Genomic DNA, 17,984 nt, shown 5'->3' with positions numbered 1-17,984 from the left:
GCCGTGAATTGCCGCCCGTATCGAAATCAGTAAAATACCCCGCGGACAGGCTTCCTTCGGCGTTCGCACCGGCGGGCCGTTACCGGGCTGTAGAACCGGCATCGAGCCGCCGTCGAGCGCGCCTACGGGAAGCCGGGCGACAAAACACCTTGCCCGCACTGCGGGCACCCCACCTAACCCTGTTGTTTCGTTTCGCTTTTTTTGAAAACTCAACGCATTGTCCACGGACCTGTCCACAGGACCTGTGGACAACGACGAACCGACGCACCCGAGTCAACCATGTCTACGAAAAAGCCAAACGCCGCGTATAGCGAAGCGTCGATCAAGGTGTTGAAGGGTCTGGAGCCGGTCAAGCAACGGCCCGGGATGTACACCCGCACCGAAAATCCGCTGCACATCATTCAGGAAGTTATCGACAACGCGTCGGACGAGGCCCTCGGCGGCCATGGCCGGCAAATCACGGTCACGCTGCACGCGGACCATTCGGTCTCGGTCGAAGACGACGGCCGCGGCATTCCGTTCGGCTTGCATCCGGAAGAAGGCGTGCCGGTCGTCGAGATCGTTTTCACGCGCCTGCATGCGGGCGGCAAGTTCGATAAAGCTGCCGGCGGCGCGTACACGTTCTCGGGCGGCCTGCACGGCGTCGGCGTGTCGGTCACCAACGCGCTGTCCACGCGCCTCGACGTCACCGTGTGGCGCGACGGCAAGGTCGCCGAGCTGAGTTTTGCCAATGGCGACGTCGCGAAACAGCTTGAAGTTCGCCCCGCAACCAAAGCCGACAAGAAGTCCGGCACGCGCGTCACTGCGTGGGCCAATCCGAAATATTTCGATTCGCCGAACCTGCCGTTCGGCGAACTGCAGCGTCTGCTGCGCTCGAAAGCGGTGCTGTTGCCGGGCGTCGAAGTCACGCTGGTCAACGAGAAAACCGGCGAGCAGCAAACCTGGAAATACGAAGACGGTTTGCGCGGCTATCTGCTCGAAGGCATGAACGGCAGCGATCTGCTGATTCCGCTTTTCGAAGGCGAGCGCTATGTCGAAAACTCGCGCGCCAGTGAAGAGACGTTTGCCGAGGGTGAGGGCGCCGCGTGGGTCGTCGCGTGGAGCGAGGAAGGGCCGCTCATGCGCGAGTCGTATGTCAACCTGATTCCGACGCCCGCGGGCGGCACGCACGAATCCGGTTTGCGTGACGGTCTGTTCCAGGCGGTCAAGAACTTTGTCGAGTTGCATAACCTGCAGCCGAAGGGCGTGAAGCTGCTGGCGGAAGACGTGTTCGCGCGCGTGTCGTTCGTGCTGTCGGCGAAGGTGCTCGATCCGCAATTCCAAGGGCAGATCAAGGAGCGCCTGAATAGCCGTGATGCGGTGAAGCTGGTGTCGTCGTTCTCGCGGCCGGCTTTGGAGCTGTGGCTGAACCAGCACGTCGAGCACGGCAAGAAACTCGCCGACCTCGTTATCAAACAGGCGCAGGCGCGTACGCGTGCCGGCCAGAAGGTCGAGAAGCGCAAGAGCTCCGGCGTGGCCGTGCTGCCGGGCAAGCTGACCGATTGCGAATCGACGGAAATCGGCCGCAACGAACTGTTCCTCGTCGAGGGCGATTCGGCGGGCGGCTCGGCGAAGATGGGCCGCGACAAGGAATACCAGGCGATCCTGCCGCTGCGCGGCAAGGTGCTGAACACGTGGGAAACCGAGCGCGACCGCCTGTTCGCCAACAACGAAGTGCACGACATTTCGGTAGCGATCGGCGTCGATCCGCATAGCCCGGACGACAAGGTCGATCTGTCGAATCTGCGTTACGGCAAGATCTGCATCTTGTCGGATGCTGACGTCGACGGTTCGCACATCCAGGTGCTGCTGCTCACGCTGTTCTTCAAGCATTTCCCGCAACTGATCGAACGCGGACATGTGTGCGTGGCGCGTCCGCCGCTGTTCCGGGTCGATGCGCCCGCGCGCGGCAAGAAGCCGGCGCAGAAGCTCTACGCGCTCGACGAAGGCGAACTCGAAGCGATCCTCGACAAGCTGCGCAAGGACGGCGTGCGCGACACGCAGTGGTCTATCAGCCGCTTCAAAGGCTTGGGGGAAATGAGCGCGGAGCAGTTGTGGGACACCACGATGAACCCCGACACGCGGCGTCTGACGCCGGTGGCGCTCGGTGAACTCGACTACGACGCCACGGTGGCGCGCATGACCATGCTGATGGGCAAGGGTGAAGCGGCGTCGCGCCGCAGCTGGCTGGAAGAAAAGGGCAACGAGGTTGAAGCGGATATCTGAGCGCGCGTGAGATAGCGCGCCACCTTCGCACGAAAACTTCACGCCAAACACGGATACGGAATCTAGATGGACGACGATAACACTCTCGACCTTTTCACCGAGCCGCCGCCCCCGGAAGGCGACTTCCTGACGCTCGGCAACTATGCGGAACGCCAGTACCTCGACTACGCGGTAAGCGTGGTCAAGGGCCGCGCGCTGCCGGACGTCTGCGACGGCCAGAAGCCGGTGCAGCGCCGCATCCTGTACGCGATGAACGACATGGGCCTCGGCGACAACGCCAAGCCCGTCAAGTCGGCACGCGTGGTGGGCGACGTGCTGGGTAAGTATCACCCGCATGGCGACCAGTCCGCGTACGACGCGTTGGTGCGTCTCGCGCAAGACTTTTCGATGCGCTATCCGCTGATCGACGGCCAGGGCAACTTCGGTTCGCGCGACGGCGACGGCGCGGCGGCGATGCGCTACACCGAAGCGCGCCTCACGCCGATCGCGAAGCTGCTGCTCGATGAAATCGATCAGGGCACGGTCGACTTCATGAAGAACTACGACGGCGAGTTCGAAGAGCCGAAGGTGTTGCCCGCGCGCTTGCCGTTCGTGTTATTGAACGGCGCATCGGGCATCGCGGTGGGGTTGGCCACGGAAATCCCGTCGCACAATCTGCGCGAAGTGGCGGCAGCAGCAGTCGCGATGATCCGCAATCCAAAGATCGAGCACGCCGAGTTGATGCAGCACATCGCCGGGCCGGACTTCCCGGGCGGCGGCCAGATCATTTCGAGCGACGCCGAGATTTCGGCGGCCTACGAAAGCGGCCGCGGCAGCCTGAAAGTGCGGGCTCGCTGGAAGATCGAAGAGCTCGCGCGCGGCCAGTGGCAACTCGTGATCACCGAACTGCCGCCGAACACGGCCGCGCAGAAGGTGCTCGAAGAAATCGAAGAGCAGACCAACCCGAAGATCAAGCTCGGCAAGAAGGCGCTCACGCCCGAACAGTTGCAGACCAAGCAGACCATGCTCGCGCTGCTCGATGCAGTGCGCGACGAATCGGGCCGGGACTCGCCGGTGCGGCTCGTGTTCGAGCCGAAGTCGAGCCGCATCGACCAAACTGATTTCGTCAACACGTTGCTCGCGCATACGAGCCTCGAGTCGAACGCGTCGCTCAATATGGTGATGGTGGGCGGCGATGGCCGGCCGCGCCAGAAGGGCTTGAGCGAAATCATCCACGAGTGGATCGCGTTCCGCTTCGCAACGGTTACGCGCCGCACGCGTCATCGTTTGACGAAGGTCGACGACCGGATTCATATCCTCGAAGGCCGGATGATCGTCTTTTTGAATATCGACGAAGTCATCCGCATCATCCGCGAATCGGACGAACCGAAGGTCGCGTTGATGGCCGCGTTCAGTCTGTCCGATCGCCAGGCCGAAGACATTCTCGAAATCCGCTTGCGTCAGTTGGCGCGGCTCGAGAAGATCAAGATCGAGAAGGAACTGTCCGAGTTGCGCGACGAGAAGGCCAAGCTCGAAGAACTGCTCGGCAACGAATCCGCCATGAAGCGTCTGCTCATCAAGGAAATCGAAGGCGATGCGAAGCAATACGGCGACGAGCGCCGCACGCTGATCCAGCAGGAAAAGCGCGCCACGTTCGAAGCGCGTGTGGTCGACGAACCGGTGACGGTGGTGGTGTCGCAGAAGGGCTGGGTGCGCGCGCTGAAGGGCCACGGCCTGGATGTGGCCGGCTTCACGTTCAAGGCCGGCGACGGCCTCTATGCCGCATTCCAGTGCCGCACGCCGGATACGCTGGTTGCGTGGGGCAGCAATGGCCGCGTTTATTCGGTGGCGGTCGCGATCCTGCCGGGCGGGCGGGGCGATGGCGTGCCGGTTACGTCGCTGATCGAACTCGAGTCGGGCAGCCATCTGATGCATTACTACGCGGCTTCCGCGGATCAGGCATTGCTGCTCGCATCGAGCAACGGCTTTGGCTTTGTCGCCAAGGTCGGCGACCTGATCAGCCGCGTCAAGGCCGGCAAGTCGTTCATGACGATCGACGCGGGCGCCGCGCCGCTCGCGCCGATGCCGATGTTGCCGGATGCGACGCACATCGCGTGTCTGTCTTCAGGTGGACGCCTGCTGGTGTTCGGCCTCGACGAGATGAAAACGCTCTCGGGCGGCGGACGCGGCGTCACGCTGATGGCGCTCGACGACAACGAAACGCTGGTGCAGGCGCTGTCCATCAACAAAGCAGGCGTGGTGTTGATCGGCACGCGCCGCGGTGGCCGGGTGGACGAGGAGAAGCTGAGCGGCGCCACACTCACGCCGCACGTTGGCAAGCGGGCGCGTAAGGGCCGTGCGCCGGAGAGCAAGATGAAGCTCGACAGTATGCGTCCGGTGCTGGCGGCTTAACGGCGTTGCATAACGAAGCTGTTGAAAGCTGCCTGCAGCAGGGAAGTTTAGCGACACAAAAGTTGCCTGAGCGGGACAGCGCAGCAACACGGAAGCTGCCTGAAGCAGGAAAGCGCAGCAACACGGAAGCTGCCTGAAGCAGGAAAGCGTAGCAACACGGCGTGTGCATCATTCGCAGATGAAGCACGCGCCGTGCGTTATAAAAACCGGGGTGCAGCACCGTCTTCGCATCGGGCGCGCTGCAATAACAACTACAAAGAGTGTCAAGACGCCACGAGCGCACGGAACTGCATGCATGGCGCGCGGTCGAATGCGCTCAATAGCCGCTGCTAATATCACTCGTCATAAGCGGCGTGGCATCGTTACGAGAGGAAAAACAAATATGAACAAGGCTATCGAACTCGCGCTGTTTCTACATCTGCTCGCAGTCGCGGTGTGGGTGGGTGGGATGATATTCGCGCATTTCTGTCTGCGGCCGGCCATTGCCGATCTTTCGCCGCAACTGCGTTTGCCTTTGTGGGAATCGGTGTTCGGCCGTTTCTTCAATTGGGTCGCCGCCGCTGTGCTCGTCATTCTTCTCACCGGTGGCTTCCTGCTGATGCAATTCGGCGGCGGGCACGCCACCTGGCCGTTGCACGCCATGGCCGGCCTCGGCATCGTGATGATGCTGATCTTCGGGCACATTCGCTTTGCCGTGTTCCCGCGCATTCGCCGTGCGGTCCAGGCGCAGAAGTGGCCGGACGGCGCGCAGGCAGTCGGCACGATCCGGCGCCTGGTGCTGGTGAATATCGTGCTGGGCGTGGTGACGATCGGTGTCGCCGTGCTGTCGCGCGGATTCTGAAAGCTGGCTTTTTAGCGGCGTTGAAAGGCTGAAGCGCGCTGAAAACGCTGAGCGCATATGAAACCCGCGCTATCAAGCGCGGACCCCTGCCGCCTACGGCATCGCGCCGTAGGCAAGCCACAACCCACACACGACCGCTACGGTCCCGTACACCGCATACACCGGTACCTTGAGCTTCGCGAAGCACATCGCGGAGAACAACGCGGTCACCAGATAGACTGGTTTGAACGGCACATGCGCGGCGATGCGCAACACCGCCACCGCAAGAAAGGCGGTAGTGACCGCGCGCAAGATCCGCATGCCGTGCTCGAAACGCGGATTGGCCTTCAACTGATGCAGATGCCGCTGCGCCAGTACCACGAGGCAACCCGACGGCACAAACAGCGCGAGCGTAGCAATCAACGCGCCTGTCCAGCCATCCACCAGGTAGCCGAAGAACGGCACCACATTCAACAGCGGTCCCGGTGACAGTGGAGAAAGCGAAAACGCCAAGGTGAAATCGTTATCGGACACGCCGATCGCGGGCGTCACAAACAGCGTCTTGAGCACCGGCAACGCCGAGAAACCGCCACCGAACAACGTCATGCCCGCACCGGCCAGCCGCGGCCATAGCAGCGCCAGTTCATAGCGATGCGGCAGCGGCAGCGCGAACAACACCAGCAACCCGCACAGCGCGGACAGCATGTGCCAGTCGCCGCGCCCGATCGACACGACGATGCGTGTATTGCGAACCGGGCTGACCAGCCATCCGGCGCCGAATGCCGCGCCAAGCATCACCACGTATGCCGCCGGACTGCGCGCATAGAAGAGCGCCACGCAACCGAGCACCGCCGCGATCCATTCGAGTTTGCCGCGCACCAGCGCGCGCGTCTGTTTGTACCAGGTGATCGCGATCAGCGTGGCCAGCACCACGCTGAAGTGATTGAGCAATGTTTGAGAAGCGGCGGCGCGTACGAGTGGCGTGCGATAGAAGATCGCGAACAGCGTCATCAGCATGAAAAAGGGCAGCACGCTTGCAATGCCCGCCACCCAGGCGCCGGCGCGTCCGCGCAGCGCATGCCCGAGTTGCACGGCGACATTGCAGCCCACCGGTCCGGGCACCATCCAGGCAAGCGCGATCAGATCGGCAAAGGCCACGCGCGAGAGCCGTTCCTCGCGTTCCACGTAGTGGTTTTCGAGTTGCGCCATCAGCGCGAGGCCGCCCCATGACAGCGCCGACAGGCCGAACACGACCCGGAACAGCGTCCATAGCGGCTCCCGTACTCCTCGTCTGGCGGCATTCTGGCTCGTGATCGTCTGCATGGCGCCGCGGGCTCCGCCACGCGGGCGGCCCGCCCTCTGGGATCATCGGTGTGGGTTGGCGCGGCTGGCAGCCGGCCGCGCGCCGTATCGCAGTACAGCGTGAATGTAGCCGGTTTTGTGATGCTGCAGTTAGATATGGCGGAGGCGCCGCTTATAGAGGCTAGTGCGCTTGCACGTGGCACAGGCCCATACGCGCCCCCGTCGACCCCGGGTTCAGCTATTGGTGCTCGACACGCTAGTGGTGCTGTCGGCGAGGTGCGCGGGATGGTGCCCCTTCGTGCCGCATACGCCGAAGCGCTCGAGGAGCGCCGGAATCGCGTCCACCGGCACCGGACGCGAGAACAGGAACCCTTGCGCTTCGATATGGCCGAGCGCGGCGAGCCACGCAATCTGCTCTTCGGTCTCGGTGCCTTCGACCACCACCGTAAGCCCGAGCGAGCGCGCCAGATTGACGATCGCGGTGACCATCACGCACACACTCCGGTCGCCCGGAATCGCCTGAATGAACGAACGGTCCACCTTCAGCGTGTCGACCGAGAAGCGGTTCAGGTAAGAGAGCGACGAATAGCCTGTGCCGAAGTCGTCGAGCGCGATGCGCACGCCGAGGCGTTTCAACGCGAAGATCTTCTCCGAGACGAGTTCGGGATATTCCATCATCGCCGTCTCGGTGATTTCGAGTTCGAGGCGGCGCGCGGAGATGCCGCTTTCTTCGATCGCGTGCGAGATGGTCTCGTACAGATCGCCACGCCAGAACTGCACCGCGGAGATGTTCACCGCGAGCGACAACGTGTCGTAGCCCTGTTGCTGCCACAACGCCAGTTGACGGCAGGCGGTCTCGATCACGAAGTCGCCGATCGGCACGATCAGGCCGGTCGATTCGGCGACCGGAATGAATTCGTTAGCCGGAATCAAGCCGTGTTGCGGATGATTCCAGCGCACCAGTGCTTCGAAACCGGTGATGCAGCGGCGCGTCAGATCGATCTTCGGCTGATAGGTGAGGAACAGTTGCCCCTCGGCGAGCGCGACGCGCAACTCCTGTTCCCATTTCATCAAATGGTCAGCGCGGTGCGACAACTGCGGCGAAAAGAACTGATAGCAGTTCTTGCCCGCGTCCTTCGCGCTGTACATCGCGAGGTCGGCTTTTTTCAGCAGGTCGATCTCGCTCTCGTTGGCGACCGAGTAGAGCGCGATGCCGATGCTCGCATGCAGCACGAATGAACTGCCGCGCACTTCGAAGGGCTTGGCGAACGCTTCGGCCGCCGCTTCGGCGAGTGTGACGGCGCGTTTCTCGACGTCCTCGCCCTTGATCACCACGACGAACTCATCGCCGCCGATGCGGCTCAACGTGCCGCCGTCGCCAACCGCGGTGGCAAGACGCGAGGCCGTCATTTGCAACACGATGTCGCCGGCGTTGTGGCCTAGCGTGTCGTTGACGGTCTTGAAGTTGTCGAGGTCGATGAAGAGAATCGCGAGACGCCCGAGATTGGCCGACTGCGCGACGTCGTGCCGCAGTGTTTGCAGCGTCGCATAGCGATTGCGCAAGCCGGTCAGCAGATCGTACTCGACCAGATGCGTCATCTCGCGCTCGCGCCCGAGCAGCTTGCCGATCAAACCGGTGGCGACCGCGAAGAAGCTCAGCATGGCGAGCGAGATGAAGCCCGCCATGAGCAGGTAAACGTTACGCGTGTGGTTGTAGTCGGCGAATTCTTCGGCTTGCGACAGACCCACCAGCACGCCGAGCGGATAGCCGTCGATATGCCGGTACGAGACGATGCGCGTGACGTTGTCGATCGAATCGACGTAGGTGCCTGACACATGCTCCGAGGTCGGGTACGAACCGCTTGCCGAGAATGTGCCGTTGGCGCTGTCGGTGCTGCCGGTGCGGCGCGCCAGCACCGTGCCGTTGTCCGAGATCACCGCGATCACGCCTTCACGGCCGATGGCCGCATTGTTGTAGAAGTCGCTGGTGAAATAGCTCGGGTCTTCGGAGACCACCACGACGCCCGCGAACGAGCCGTCCGGATGATTCAGACGCCGAGTCATCTGCAAGGTCCAATGGCCGGATATGCGGCCTAGCACCGGCTTGCTGATAAACAACTGGTCGTCGTTTTCATGCTCGTGGACCTTGAAGTGTTCGCGGTCCGACAGGTCGATGTGTTTGGGATTGAGTTCGGCCGTGTTCGCGATCAGCGTGCCGTGTTCATCGATCAGTGACACCTGCACCAGCGTCTCGCTTTGCACCACGCCTTTTTCGACCGTGCTGGCGAGATCGAAATGATTCGGCGTTTTTTCAAACTCGTATTTGACGAAGCGGGTGATCTGGTCAACCTGGTGAATCGCCTTGACCGTGTGCTGCTCCAGCGCCGCGGAGAGAATCGCAGCAGAGGCCATTGCTTCACGATTTGTCGCTTCTTTCTCAACCGACAGACGCGCGAAGATCACGGTCCAAAGCAGGATCAGCACCAGCACGCCGAGCGCGGGAATGACGAGCAAGGCACGACGGCGCGACACAGCGGGATCGCGGCGGAGTTTGGTTTCGCGCAGGTCGGAAAAGCGGAACTGGCTCATCAGGCGGCCCGTTCCCTGGTACCGGCCAGTTGCAACTGCGCGAGTAAGGACTGCGCTAATTTCATGGGTGGCTGCATGGTGACCAAGGTGCCGGAACTGCTGCGCAGGGGAGGGAGCGTGGCGTCGTGCCTGACCATCCGCAGGTCATCGGGTACGTTTCGATATTACTTAATGCCACTGGATTAAGGAAGAGTCCACACATCGGGTATACGCGGGCGCGACAGACCGTCTCAGCCGGCTGAATTCGCAGGCGACGCGGCCAGTCTTGGTGCTGCAGCCTGGCAGTCGTTTTCGAATATTTCATCGGGGTCCGGAATTCAGGTGTGCCAGCCTCTCGTCATGCGGGGCGCATTAATCGTGCAGGCGCTGCGGCGTTTTGTGGTCAAGGGCGGCCCAAAGGGGCGCAACGCATGCGACATTCAGCGGCAGACTAGTGTTCACTGGCCTGCCATGGTGCGCCACGCCGCGCCGTTCACGGCATGCGGAACGAGCCGTCGACGATCGTCACTGACGGCCCACCGATCCACGTCTTGCCGGCTGCGTCGTCATAGTGCACCGAAACGTTGCCGGCGCGGCCCAGCACGGTGCCCTGGCGGGCCGTGTAGTGCGAGCCGGGGCGCAACTGCTGCGCGCTCAGGAGACCCGCGAGCGCGGCGTTCGCGCTGCCCGTTACCGGATCTTCGCCGACGCCGAAGCGACCACCCGCCATCAGGCAGCGCACCTCGAAGGTGGCCGGACCGTCAGCGCCGTGCGGGCCGTAGACGGCGAGACCATGGGTATCCACTGAATGCACGAGGTCGGCGAGCGCGGTGGTATCGGGTTCTAGCGCGAGGCAGTCGTGCGCTGAATTGACGCGCACCACGAGCCATGGCGCACCATTGTCGACCGCGCAGGGCGTCGCGCTGAAATCGATCGCGTCGCTACGCAAAGCCGTAGCCAGTGCCGCGTACCGATCTTGTGCAAGCGCCGTGACGCGCGCGGGCGGCGCGGCGAAAGCCCATCCGCCTTGTGCCTCGCCGGCTGAGCCGGATTGAGTCAGGGCCTGCAATTCAACGAGACCCACGCCGCATTGCTGCATCAGCTTGCCGGGCTGTTTCGGTCGATACCCACTTTCAAGCAACGCATGCGCGGTGCCGAGTGTCGGATGACCGGCGAACGGTAATTCGCCATGCGTCGTGAAGATACGCACGCGATAGTCGGCGGCCGGGTCGGTCGGTTTCAACAGGAAGGTGGTTTCGGACAGATTGGTCCAGTGCGCGATGGCCTGCATCTGATCGGCGCTGAGTCCGTCGGCGTCGAACACGACCGCGAGCGGATTGCCTTTGAACGGGACCGACGTAAACACGTCGACCTGTTTGAAACGAACGTTGGTGGCGGACATCGGGCGCGATCCGGCGAAGCCGGCAGAGGGGTAGGGTTCGCGAATTCTATCTGGTGATAAAGGAACGGGCCAACTCGCCACAAATGCAAAACGCGCCGCAGGTGACAGACACCTCGCGACGCGTTCAGTACCTTCAGGACGGCTCGCTGGGAAATCGGCGGCCGAACCTGCGGGCGTGTGTTATTCGACTTCGGCGATCAACTCGATTTCGACGCATGCGCCAAGCGGAATCTGCGCCACGCCGAACGCCGAGCGCGCATGCTTGCCGCGCTCGCCGAACACGTCCGCGATCAGTTCCGACGCGCCGTTGGTCACCAGGTGCTGCTCGGTGAATTCAAGCGTCGAGTTGACGAGGCTCATCAGCTTGACGATGCGCGTGACGCGGTTCAGATCGCCCACATGTGCGTGCAGCGTGGCGAGCAGGTCGATCGCGATCGAGCGTGCGGCGAGCTTGCCTTCTTCGGTGGTGAGCGTGGCGCCTAGCTTGCCCGCCCACACCTTGCCGTCCTTCTTCGCGATGTGACCCGACAGGTACACCGTGTTGCCGCTTTGCGCGCTCATCACATACGCGGCTGCTGGCGCCCCTGCGCCCGGCAGTTCGATGCCCAATTCCTTGAGCTTGTCGTACACATTCGTTTGAGCCATGGTGTGTCCTTTCAGTAAGGGAATTCGGTAACCCGGCGAGACGGCCGGGGGTCGCTTAGACTTTCGCGCGGATCAGCGCCGCAAGACGCGATACGCCTTCGTCGATCTTGGCCGGCGGCACCGTGACGAACGACAGGCGCAGCGTATTGTGCTCGGCTTCGTTGGCGAAGAACGGGGCGCCCGGCACGAACGCGACATTCTGCGCGACGGCTTCTTCGAGCAGCTTCATGCTGTCGATTTGCGCGGGCAGATTCACCCACACGAACATGCCGCCTTCCGGACGGTTCCAGCTTACGCCTTCAGGCATGTAGTGTTCGAGCGAGGCGAGCATCGCCGCGCATTGGTCGCGGTACAGCTCGCGAATAGTCGGCACGTGGGTGTCGAGGAAGCCGTCCTTGATCACCTCGTACACGATGCGTTGCGTGAAGCTCGGCGTGTGCAGATCGGTGGCTTGCTTGGCTTGCACGAGCTTGAAGATCAGCTCCTCGGGCGCAATGATGTAGCCGACCCGCAGGCCCGGCGCCAGCACTTTCGAGAACGAGCCGAGGTGGACGATGTGATCCGGCGCCATCGACAGCATGGTGGGCAGCGGTTCACCCGCGTAGTCGAGCGCGCCGTAGGGATCGTCTTCGATCACCGGGAACGGCGCGGTCTTCGCAAACGCGGCGAGTGCGCGGCGGCGTTCGACCGGCAGGCGGCGCCCCGTCGGATTCTGGAAATTCGGCTGTGTGTACAACAGGCGTGCGCCGGCCGTCAGCTCGGGCGTGAGCGCCTCGGGAATCAGGCCTTGCTCGTCGGTCGGCACCTGCACGTAGCGCGGTTCGTACATCGAGAACGATTGCAATGCGCCGAGGTAGGTCGGCGTTTCGACCAGTACGGGACTGTCCGGGCACACCAGTACTTTGCCGAGCAGGTCGAGCGCTTGCTGCGAGCCCGTGGTGATCAATACCTGCGACGGGCGAATCTGCGCGCCGTTTACCGAATAGCGATGTGCGATCCATTCGCGCAGCGGCCGGTAGCCTTCGGTCGCGCTGTATTGCAAAGCCGCGGCGGGTGCGTCGCGCAGAATGCGGTCGGACGCTTCGCGCATGCGTTCGGCCGGGAAGGTCGCCGGCGAGGGCAGGCCGCCCGCGAACGAAATGACTTCGGGCCGTTCCGTGACCTTCAGGATCTCGCGGATCGCCGAGCTCGTGAGCTTGAGTGCGCGTTCGGACAGTTGCCACGTGGGGGCTTTCAAGTCGCTTTGGTCCATGGTCTCCTCTGCTGGTATCTCTGGAACCGGTCAAAACTTCAATTATCGCGCGAGTCGGCGACCCGCGCGCGCTGCTTATTTAAGGGTCCGCAGACCGTCGGGTGTTTCAAACTCGGCGACGAGCGCCGCTGCGCCTGTAGTGGGCTCGAGTGCGATCAGGTGCGCGGCGCCCAGCCAGTGCAATTGCGCCGCGATCGTATCGGCTTGCGGATGCGTGGCTTTCAACGCTTTCAGCGCAATGTCCGTTTCAGGCAAGACACTCGACGGATGGCGCGGCGTGTCCCACTGGATCAGCGACGGCAGCACGCCGTCGCCCGCGCCTTGCCAGGCAGGGAAAGCGCCGTCGTCAGGCACTGACAGGCTCCACGTGAAATCGCCGCGCGTCATCGGTACGATCGGTGGGATGCGCTGCGGATACTGCGTTTGCCACACATCGAGCCGCTTCGGCCGCTCGACTCGGGCAACCCAGTGCGACAGGTAGGGCCCTTTTTCGAGCCGTGCGCGTGTCGCCGGGTCGTCCAGGGCGAACAGGCGACCGCGGGGCGGGGCGCCATCCGCGGGTTCGGCGGCCTGCGGATCGATTGCGATCACCTCCAGATACCCGTTACCCCACAGATTCAGCAGGCGATTGTGCGTGCGCATCAGCGGATGCGCGCCGCCGCCTGCCGGTGCGACGCCGAGCGTGTCGGCGACGTACTGCGTGCCCTCGTCGAGGGTACGGGCGGAAATCACGAGATGATCGAGATGGAGCGAATGGGCAGTCATGGCGGATCGGAAAAGCGGTTTCTGCGGTAGGCCGGAACGCGCGCCGGGTGCGGCAGCAGCGTGGCCGGGGTCGTAAGCATAACCGTTTGCCGGGTCGGCAGGCCAGACGAATGGGGTTTGGGCGGGTCTTGCCCGAGCTTGGCCGTGTGCGGTGCATACCGCCCGGGCCGCTTCATCATCCGCTGCTTATCTTGAATTTAGCCTTCAATGTAACGGCGGCGACCGGCACAGTAACGGTACAATCGACTCGATACCGTTCGGTACAGTTGGAGCCCGTCATGTCCGTCCCGCTTGCCCAGATTCCCGCCCCGCACGACACGGCGTCGCTGACGCTGGTCGAGCAGCTCGTCCAGTGGGCGCGCCGCCGCATCGAGGAGCGCGTCTTCCGTCCCGGCATGCGCATGCCGTCGATTCGCAAGCTGGCGCTGGACAAGGGCGTATCGCGCTTCACCGTGGTCGAGGCGTACGAGCGGCTGGTCGCGCAAGGCTACCTGGAGTCGCGGCGGGGTTCCGGTTTCTATGTGCGCGAACGATTGGTCGGTGCGCCGACGGCTGAGATCCGCACAATCGCCGCGGCGGCGCCCGCGCCGGCCACGATCGACGTCGTCTGGCTGCTGCGCAATATGCTGCATACGGGCGCGCGCCCCGAGCGCAGCCCGGGTCTGGGCTACCTGCCGGGGCGCTGGCTCGACGGCGATCTGATCACCAACGCGCTGCGCACGCTCGGCCGGCAAAGTGGGGCGCAGATGCTCGGCATTGGCACGCCGCAGGGCTTTTTGCCGCTGCGCCAGCAGTTGCAGACGCGGCTGGAGGAACTGGAAATCGGCGCTTCGCCGGATCAGATCGTGATGGTCTCCGGTATTACGCAGGCGATCGACCTGATTTCGCGCATCTATGTGAAGTCGGGCGATGCGGTGATCGTCGGCGATCCGGCCTGGTTTCAGATGTTCGGGCGTTTTGCGTCGCAGGGCGCGCGCCTGGTCGGCATGCCCTATACGCCGGACGGGCCGGACCTCGATGCGCTCGAATCGTTGGTGCAGACCTGGCGGCCGAAAATGCTGGTGATCAATTCGGTGCTGCAAAACCCTACCGGCACGTCGCTCACGGCCGCGCAGGCGTTCCGCATTCTGCGTCTCGCCGAGGCCTACGATTTCATCGTCGTCGAAGACGATATTTACGGCGATCTCTGCCCGCCGAGCTATCCCGGCACGCGGCTCGCGAGTCTCGACCAGTTGAAGCGCGTGATCTACCTGGGCAGCTTTTCGAAGACGCTCGCGCCGAATTTGCGCGTGGGTTTTATCGCCTGCGCACCGGAAGTGGCCACAGCCGTCAGCGATCAGAAAATGCTGGTCGGCATGACGAGCCCCGAACTGAACGAGCGCGTGCTCTACAAGATTCTCACCGAGGGCCACTATCGCCGGCATGTCGAGCGGCTGCGCGCGCGGCTCGACGGCGTACGCGAAAAATCCGTGCGGATGCTCGAGAAGACCGGCATGAAGCTGTTCCTGACGCCCACGGCGGGCATGTTCCTGTGGGCCGACACCGGTGTCGATGCGAGCGCGCTCGCGGCCGCCGGCCACGAAGATGGCTTTCTGCTGACGCCCGGGAGTCTGTTTTCTCCGCAGCAATCGCCGACCACGTGGATGCGCTTCAATATTGCCAACTGCGGCGATCCTGAACTGGCGACGTTCCTGTGCCGCTATCTGGACAGCGTCGCGCGGCGTGCCTCTTGAAACCGCGCCGGCTCGCCCCAATTTACGCGGACAATCCGGCGGCACGGCGTCCGGCGGCACCGGCACGACTGCACGGCGGACCGAAGCTCCGGCGCTCCGGCGACGCAGCGTCCGGTGGCCCGGCGATCCAGTCCGCTGGCGCGCAAAAAAGCGCCGGCAGCGGCTGAAGTGGCCAGCGGCCCAGCGTCGCACCTGACTTGAATCCCATTCGTAACAGAGAGGAAGTCCGACCATGGCACAAGAAACCATGAGTTTTCAGGCAGAAGTTAAACAACTTCTGAACCTGATGATCCATTCGCTGTACAGCAACAAGGAAATCTTTCTGCGCGAGCTCATTTCGAACGCGTCAGACGCGGCCGACAAGCTACGCTTCGAAGCGATCGAAAACAGTGCGTTGTACGAAAACGATTCGAATCTGCGGATTCGCGTGTCGTACGACAAGGCCGCGCGCACCATCACGCTCGACGACAACGGTATCGGCATGAGCCGCGACGAAGCGATCGCCAACCTCGGCACCATCGCGCGCTCGGGCACCAAGGAATTCTTCGGCAAGCTCTCCGGCGACCAGCAGAAAGATGCGGCGCTGATCGGCCAGTTCGGCGTGGGCTTTTACTCGGGCTTCATCGTCGCGGACAAGATCACGGTGGAAACGCGCCGTGCCGGCTTGCCGGCCTCGGAAGGCGTGCGCTGGGAAAGCGCGGGCGAGGGCGATTTCGCGGTCGAGCAGATCGAGCGCGCCGCGCGCGGCACGACCATCACGCTGCATCTGCGTGCCGATGAAGATGATCTGCTGTCGTCGCATCGTCTGAAGTCGATCATTCAGAAGTACTCGGATCACGTCGCGCTCCCCATCCTGATGGCGAAGGAAGAGTGGGACGCGGAAAAGAGCGAGATGGTCACGAAGGACGAAGACGAGACCGTCAACCAGGCGAGCGCGCTGTGGACCCGTTCGAAGAACGACATCACCGAAGAGCAGTACAAGCAGTTCTACCAGCATCTCTCGCACGATCATCAGGATCCGCTGACGTGGACGCATAACCGCGTCGAAGGCCGCAGCGAATATACGCAGCTGCTGTATGTGCCGACGCATGCGCCGTTCGACATGTTCAACCGCGATCATCGCGGCGGCCTGAAGCTGTACGTGAAGCGCGTGTTCATCATGGACGACGCCGAACAACTGCTGCCCGCGTATCTGCGCTTCGTGAAGGGGGTGGTCGATTCGGCTGATTTGCCGCTGAACGTGTCGCGTGAAATCCTCCAGGAAAGCCGCGATGTGAAGGCGATCCGTGAAGGTGTGACCAAGCGCTCGCTGTCGATGCTCGAAGAATTGGCAAATTCGGACAACGAAGCCGATAAGGAAAAGTACGCCGGTTTCTGGAAGGAATTCGGCCAGGTGCTGAAGGAAGGCATCGGCGAAGACTTCGCCAATCGCGAGCGTATTGCGAAGCTGGTGCGGTTTGCGTCGACGCACACGGAAACGCCGGAGCAAACGGTTTCGCTCGCCGATTACGTTTCGCGCATGAAGCCTGAGCAGACCAAAATCTACTACGTGACCGCCGATACCTGGCAGGCCGCAACCCACAGCCCGCACCTCGAGGTGTTCCGCAAGAAGGGTGTGGAAGTGCTGTTGCTGACCGACCGCGTTGATGAATGGATGCTGTCGTTCCTGAACGAGTTCGACGGCAAGCCGCTGCAAAGTGTGGCGCGCGGCGATCTCGATCTGGGCGCACTGAACGACGAGGAAAAGCAGGCGCAGGAGAAGGTCGGCGAAGAGTTCAAACCGCTCGTCGACAAGATGAAAGAAGCGCTGAAGGACAAGGCCAAGGATGTGCGTCTGACGTTCCGTTTGACCGATTCGCCGTCCTGTCTCGTCGCCGACGACGGCGAAATGAGCGGCTATCTGCAACGTATGCTGAAGGCGGCGGGTCAGGACGCGCCGTCGTTCCATCCGATTCTCGAAGTGAATCCGGAGCATGCGCTGGTGAAAGGCTTGCATGCGGATAGCGCGAATTTCGACGACTGGTGCCATCTGTTGTTCGATCAGGCATTGCTCGCTGAAGGTGGGGCGCTGGAAGATCCGGCCAGCTTCGTGAAGCGTACGAACGCGTTGTTGTTGGCGCGTGCGGGTTGAGTTTTCGAGTTTGAACTGAGCTTGAACTGAGCTTGAGTTGAGCTTGGACCGGCGTCGATTCGACGCTTGTAGATGAAAAATGCGCTGCCTTGGCAGCGCATTTTTTTTTGCCGATCGCTTTCGCGCTCCCGGTGCGTTTTGCACCGGTTTAAATGGAGGCGGTGGAGCGCTTTTAGCGCACCAGCGCCAGCCCATGCAGATGGCGCACCTGCGACAGCACGGAACCGGCTAGCTCCTTGGCCTCCATGCAGGAATGATGATCGGCCAGGACCTTTGCCGCGAGACTGCCGATGGCAGCACTGGTTTGCTTCGCCGTGTGATGCTGTGCGAGTGCCGAGCCGGCGAGTTCTTTTTCCTGATGCGAAGCACTCGTGCGCCGCAACACGACCGCAGCCAGATGGGCGATGCGGTCTGAAGTTTCTTTCGAGTTCGTAGTATTCAAGCCCTTTACTCCTATGTGTTTTTGTCGATTCAGGCGAGGCTTCCTGCCAGAAAGATTCACCTGAAAATTAATTATGGTTAACTAAATAAAACTCTTCAACAACCATAAATTGAGATTGGTTTATGAGATGTAAAAGCGCCGATTTGTCTTATGCTCGCGCGTTCGAAACTCGGAGGTTTAGAGGATTATTTGCAATCTTTAAGCTAATGAAACACCGAGTCTTATTTCTGCGATGACGCATTCACGCAACCCGCCGTTGCGTTCACTT

The 17,984-nt window shown here is 62.3% G+C and carries 12 protein-coding genes; 5 read left to right on the top strand and 7 right to left on the bottom strand.

Annotation, left to right across the window (positions count from 1 at the left end; all coding sequences use genetic code 11):
• Positions 1–279: 279 nt before the first annotated feature.
• The 3 genes from P0D84_RS15030 (at position 280) to P0D84_RS15020 (ending at position 5,497) form a co-directional block, all read left to right on the top strand.
• On the top strand, positions 280–2,265 hold the full coding sequence (locus tag P0D84_RS15030; RefSeq protein ID WP_408337579.1) for a DNA topoisomerase IV subunit B: 1,986 nt from the start codon (positions 280–282) through the stop codon (positions 2,263–2,265).
• Between the two features lie 66 nt (positions 2,266–2,331).
• A complete protein-coding gene (parC, locus tag P0D84_RS15025; RefSeq protein ID WP_408337577.1) occupies positions 2,332–4,656 on the top strand; it encodes a DNA topoisomerase IV subunit A in 2,325 nt (774 codons plus the stop codon).
• A 382-nt stretch (positions 4,657–5,038) separates the two neighbouring features.
• The gene (locus tag P0D84_RS15020; RefSeq protein ID WP_408337575.1) at positions 5,039–5,497 is read left to right on the top strand and encodes a CopD family protein; all 459 of its coding nucleotides are present in this window, start codon (positions 5,039–5,041) and stop codon (positions 5,495–5,497) included.
• Between the two features lie 93 nt (positions 5,498–5,590).
• Here P0D84_RS15020 and P0D84_RS15015 read toward each other — a convergent pair whose 3' ends face one another.
• The 6 genes from P0D84_RS15015 to P0D84_RS14990 form a co-directional block, all read right to left on the bottom strand.
• On the bottom strand, positions 5,591–6,799 hold the full coding sequence (locus P0D84_RS15015; RefSeq protein WP_408337573.1) for a chromate transporter: 1,209 nt from the start codon (positions 6,797–6,799) through the stop codon (positions 5,591–5,593).
• 213 nt (positions 6,800–7,012) lie between these two features.
• Positions 7,013–9,367: a bifunctional diguanylate cyclase/phosphodiesterase gene (locus tag P0D84_RS15010; protein WP_408337571.1), complete on the bottom strand. Its 2,355-nt coding sequence runs from the start codon at positions 9,365–9,367 to the stop codon at positions 7,013–7,015.
• Between the two features lie 472 nt (positions 9,368–9,839).
• Positions 9,840–10,748: a PhzF family phenazine biosynthesis protein gene (locus P0D84_RS15005; RefSeq protein WP_408337569.1), complete on the bottom strand. Its 909-nt coding sequence runs from the start codon at positions 10,746–10,748 to the stop codon at positions 9,840–9,842.
• Between the two features lie 180 nt (positions 10,749–10,928).
• Positions 10,929–11,393 (bottom strand): RidA family protein, encoded by a 465-nt coding sequence (locus tag P0D84_RS15000; RefSeq protein WP_408337567.1) that lies wholly within the window; start codon positions 11,391–11,393, stop codon positions 10,929–10,931.
• A 55-nt stretch (positions 11,394–11,448) separates the two neighbouring features.
• Positions 11,449–12,645 (bottom strand): aminotransferase-like domain-containing protein, encoded by a 1,197-nt coding sequence (locus tag P0D84_RS14995; protein ID WP_408337565.1) that lies wholly within the window; start codon positions 12,643–12,645, stop codon positions 11,449–11,451.
• A gap of 75 nt (positions 12,646–12,720) precedes the next feature.
• Positions 12,721–13,410, bottom strand: a complete 690-nt coding sequence (locus P0D84_RS14990) for a VOC family protein (protein WP_408337563.1) — start codon at positions 13,408–13,410, stop codon at positions 12,721–12,723.
• 278 nt (positions 13,411–13,688) lie between these two features.
• Between P0D84_RS14990 and P0D84_RS14985 the strand changes: the two genes are divergently transcribed.
• Positions 13,689–15,143 carry an aminotransferase-like domain-containing protein gene (locus P0D84_RS14985; RefSeq protein ID WP_408337562.1) on the top strand — a complete coding sequence of 485 codons (1,455 nt, stop codon included), beginning with the start codon at positions 13,689–13,691 and terminating at the stop codon, positions 15,141–15,143.
• Positions 15,144–15,375: 232 nt separating this feature from the next.
• Entirely contained in the window at positions 15,376–17,274 is a 1,899-nt protein-coding gene (gene htpG / locus P0D84_RS14980) for a molecular chaperone HtpG (protein WP_408337560.1), read from the top strand.
• 172 nt (positions 17,275–17,446) lie between these two features.
• Here the strand turns inward: htpG and P0D84_RS14975 are convergent, their stop codons facing one another.
• A complete protein-coding gene (locus P0D84_RS14975; RefSeq protein ID WP_408337558.1) occupies positions 17,447–17,716 on the bottom strand; it encodes a hypothetical protein in 270 nt (89 codons plus the stop codon).
• Positions 17,717–17,984: the final 268 nt, after the last annotated feature.

The sequence above is a fragment of the Paraburkholderia sp. RL17-337-BIB-A genome (genome assembly GCF_046025895.1).
GTDB classification, from domain to species: domain Bacteria; phylum Pseudomonadota; class Gammaproteobacteria; order Burkholderiales; family Burkholderiaceae; genus Paraburkholderia; species Paraburkholderia fungorum_C.
Note: the sequence above shows the minus strand (reverse complement) of the source record. Positions and strands in the feature narration are given on the sequence as shown.

What these genes read in the sequence shown, in the direction of transcription:
- P0D84_RS15030 (WP_408337579.1), top strand. Translation starts at nt 280, where the DNA reads ATGTCTACGAAAAAGCCAAACGCCGCGTATAGCGAAGCGTCGATCAAG.
- parC (WP_408337577.1), top strand. Translation starts at nt 2,332, where the DNA reads ATGGACGACGATAACACTCTCGACCTTTTCACCGAGCCGCCGCCCCCG.
- P0D84_RS15020 (WP_408337575.1), top strand. Translation starts at nt 5,039, where the DNA reads ATGAACAAGGCTATCGAACTCGCGCTGTTTCTACATCTGCTCGCAGTC.
- P0D84_RS15015 (WP_408337573.1), bottom strand. Translation starts at nt 6,799, where the DNA reads ATGCAGACGATCACGAGCCAGAATGCCGCCAGACGAGGAGTACGGGAG.
- P0D84_RS15010 (WP_408337571.1), bottom strand. Translation starts at nt 9,367, where the DNA reads ATGAGCCAGTTCCGCTTTTCCGACCTGCGCGAAACCAAACTCCGCCGC.
- P0D84_RS15005 (WP_408337569.1), bottom strand. Translation starts at nt 10,748, where the DNA reads ATGTCCGCCACCAACGTTCGTTTCAAACAGGTCGACGTGTTTACGTCG.
- P0D84_RS15000 (WP_408337567.1), bottom strand. Translation starts at nt 11,393, where the DNA reads ATGGCTCAAACGAATGTGTACGACAAGCTCAAGGAATTGGGCATCGAA.
- P0D84_RS14995 (WP_408337565.1), bottom strand. Translation starts at nt 12,645, where the DNA reads ATGGACCAAAGCGACTTGAAAGCCCCCACGTGGCAACTGTCCGAACGC.
- P0D84_RS14990 (WP_408337563.1), bottom strand. Translation starts at nt 13,410, where the DNA reads ATGACTGCCCATTCGCTCCATCTCGATCATCTCGTGATTTCCGCCCGT.
- P0D84_RS14985 (WP_408337562.1), top strand. Translation starts at nt 13,689, where the DNA reads ATGTCCGTCCCGCTTGCCCAGATTCCCGCCCCGCACGACACGGCGTCG.
- htpG (WP_408337560.1), top strand. Translation starts at nt 15,376, where the DNA reads ATGGCACAAGAAACCATGAGTTTTCAGGCAGAAGTTAAACAACTTCTG.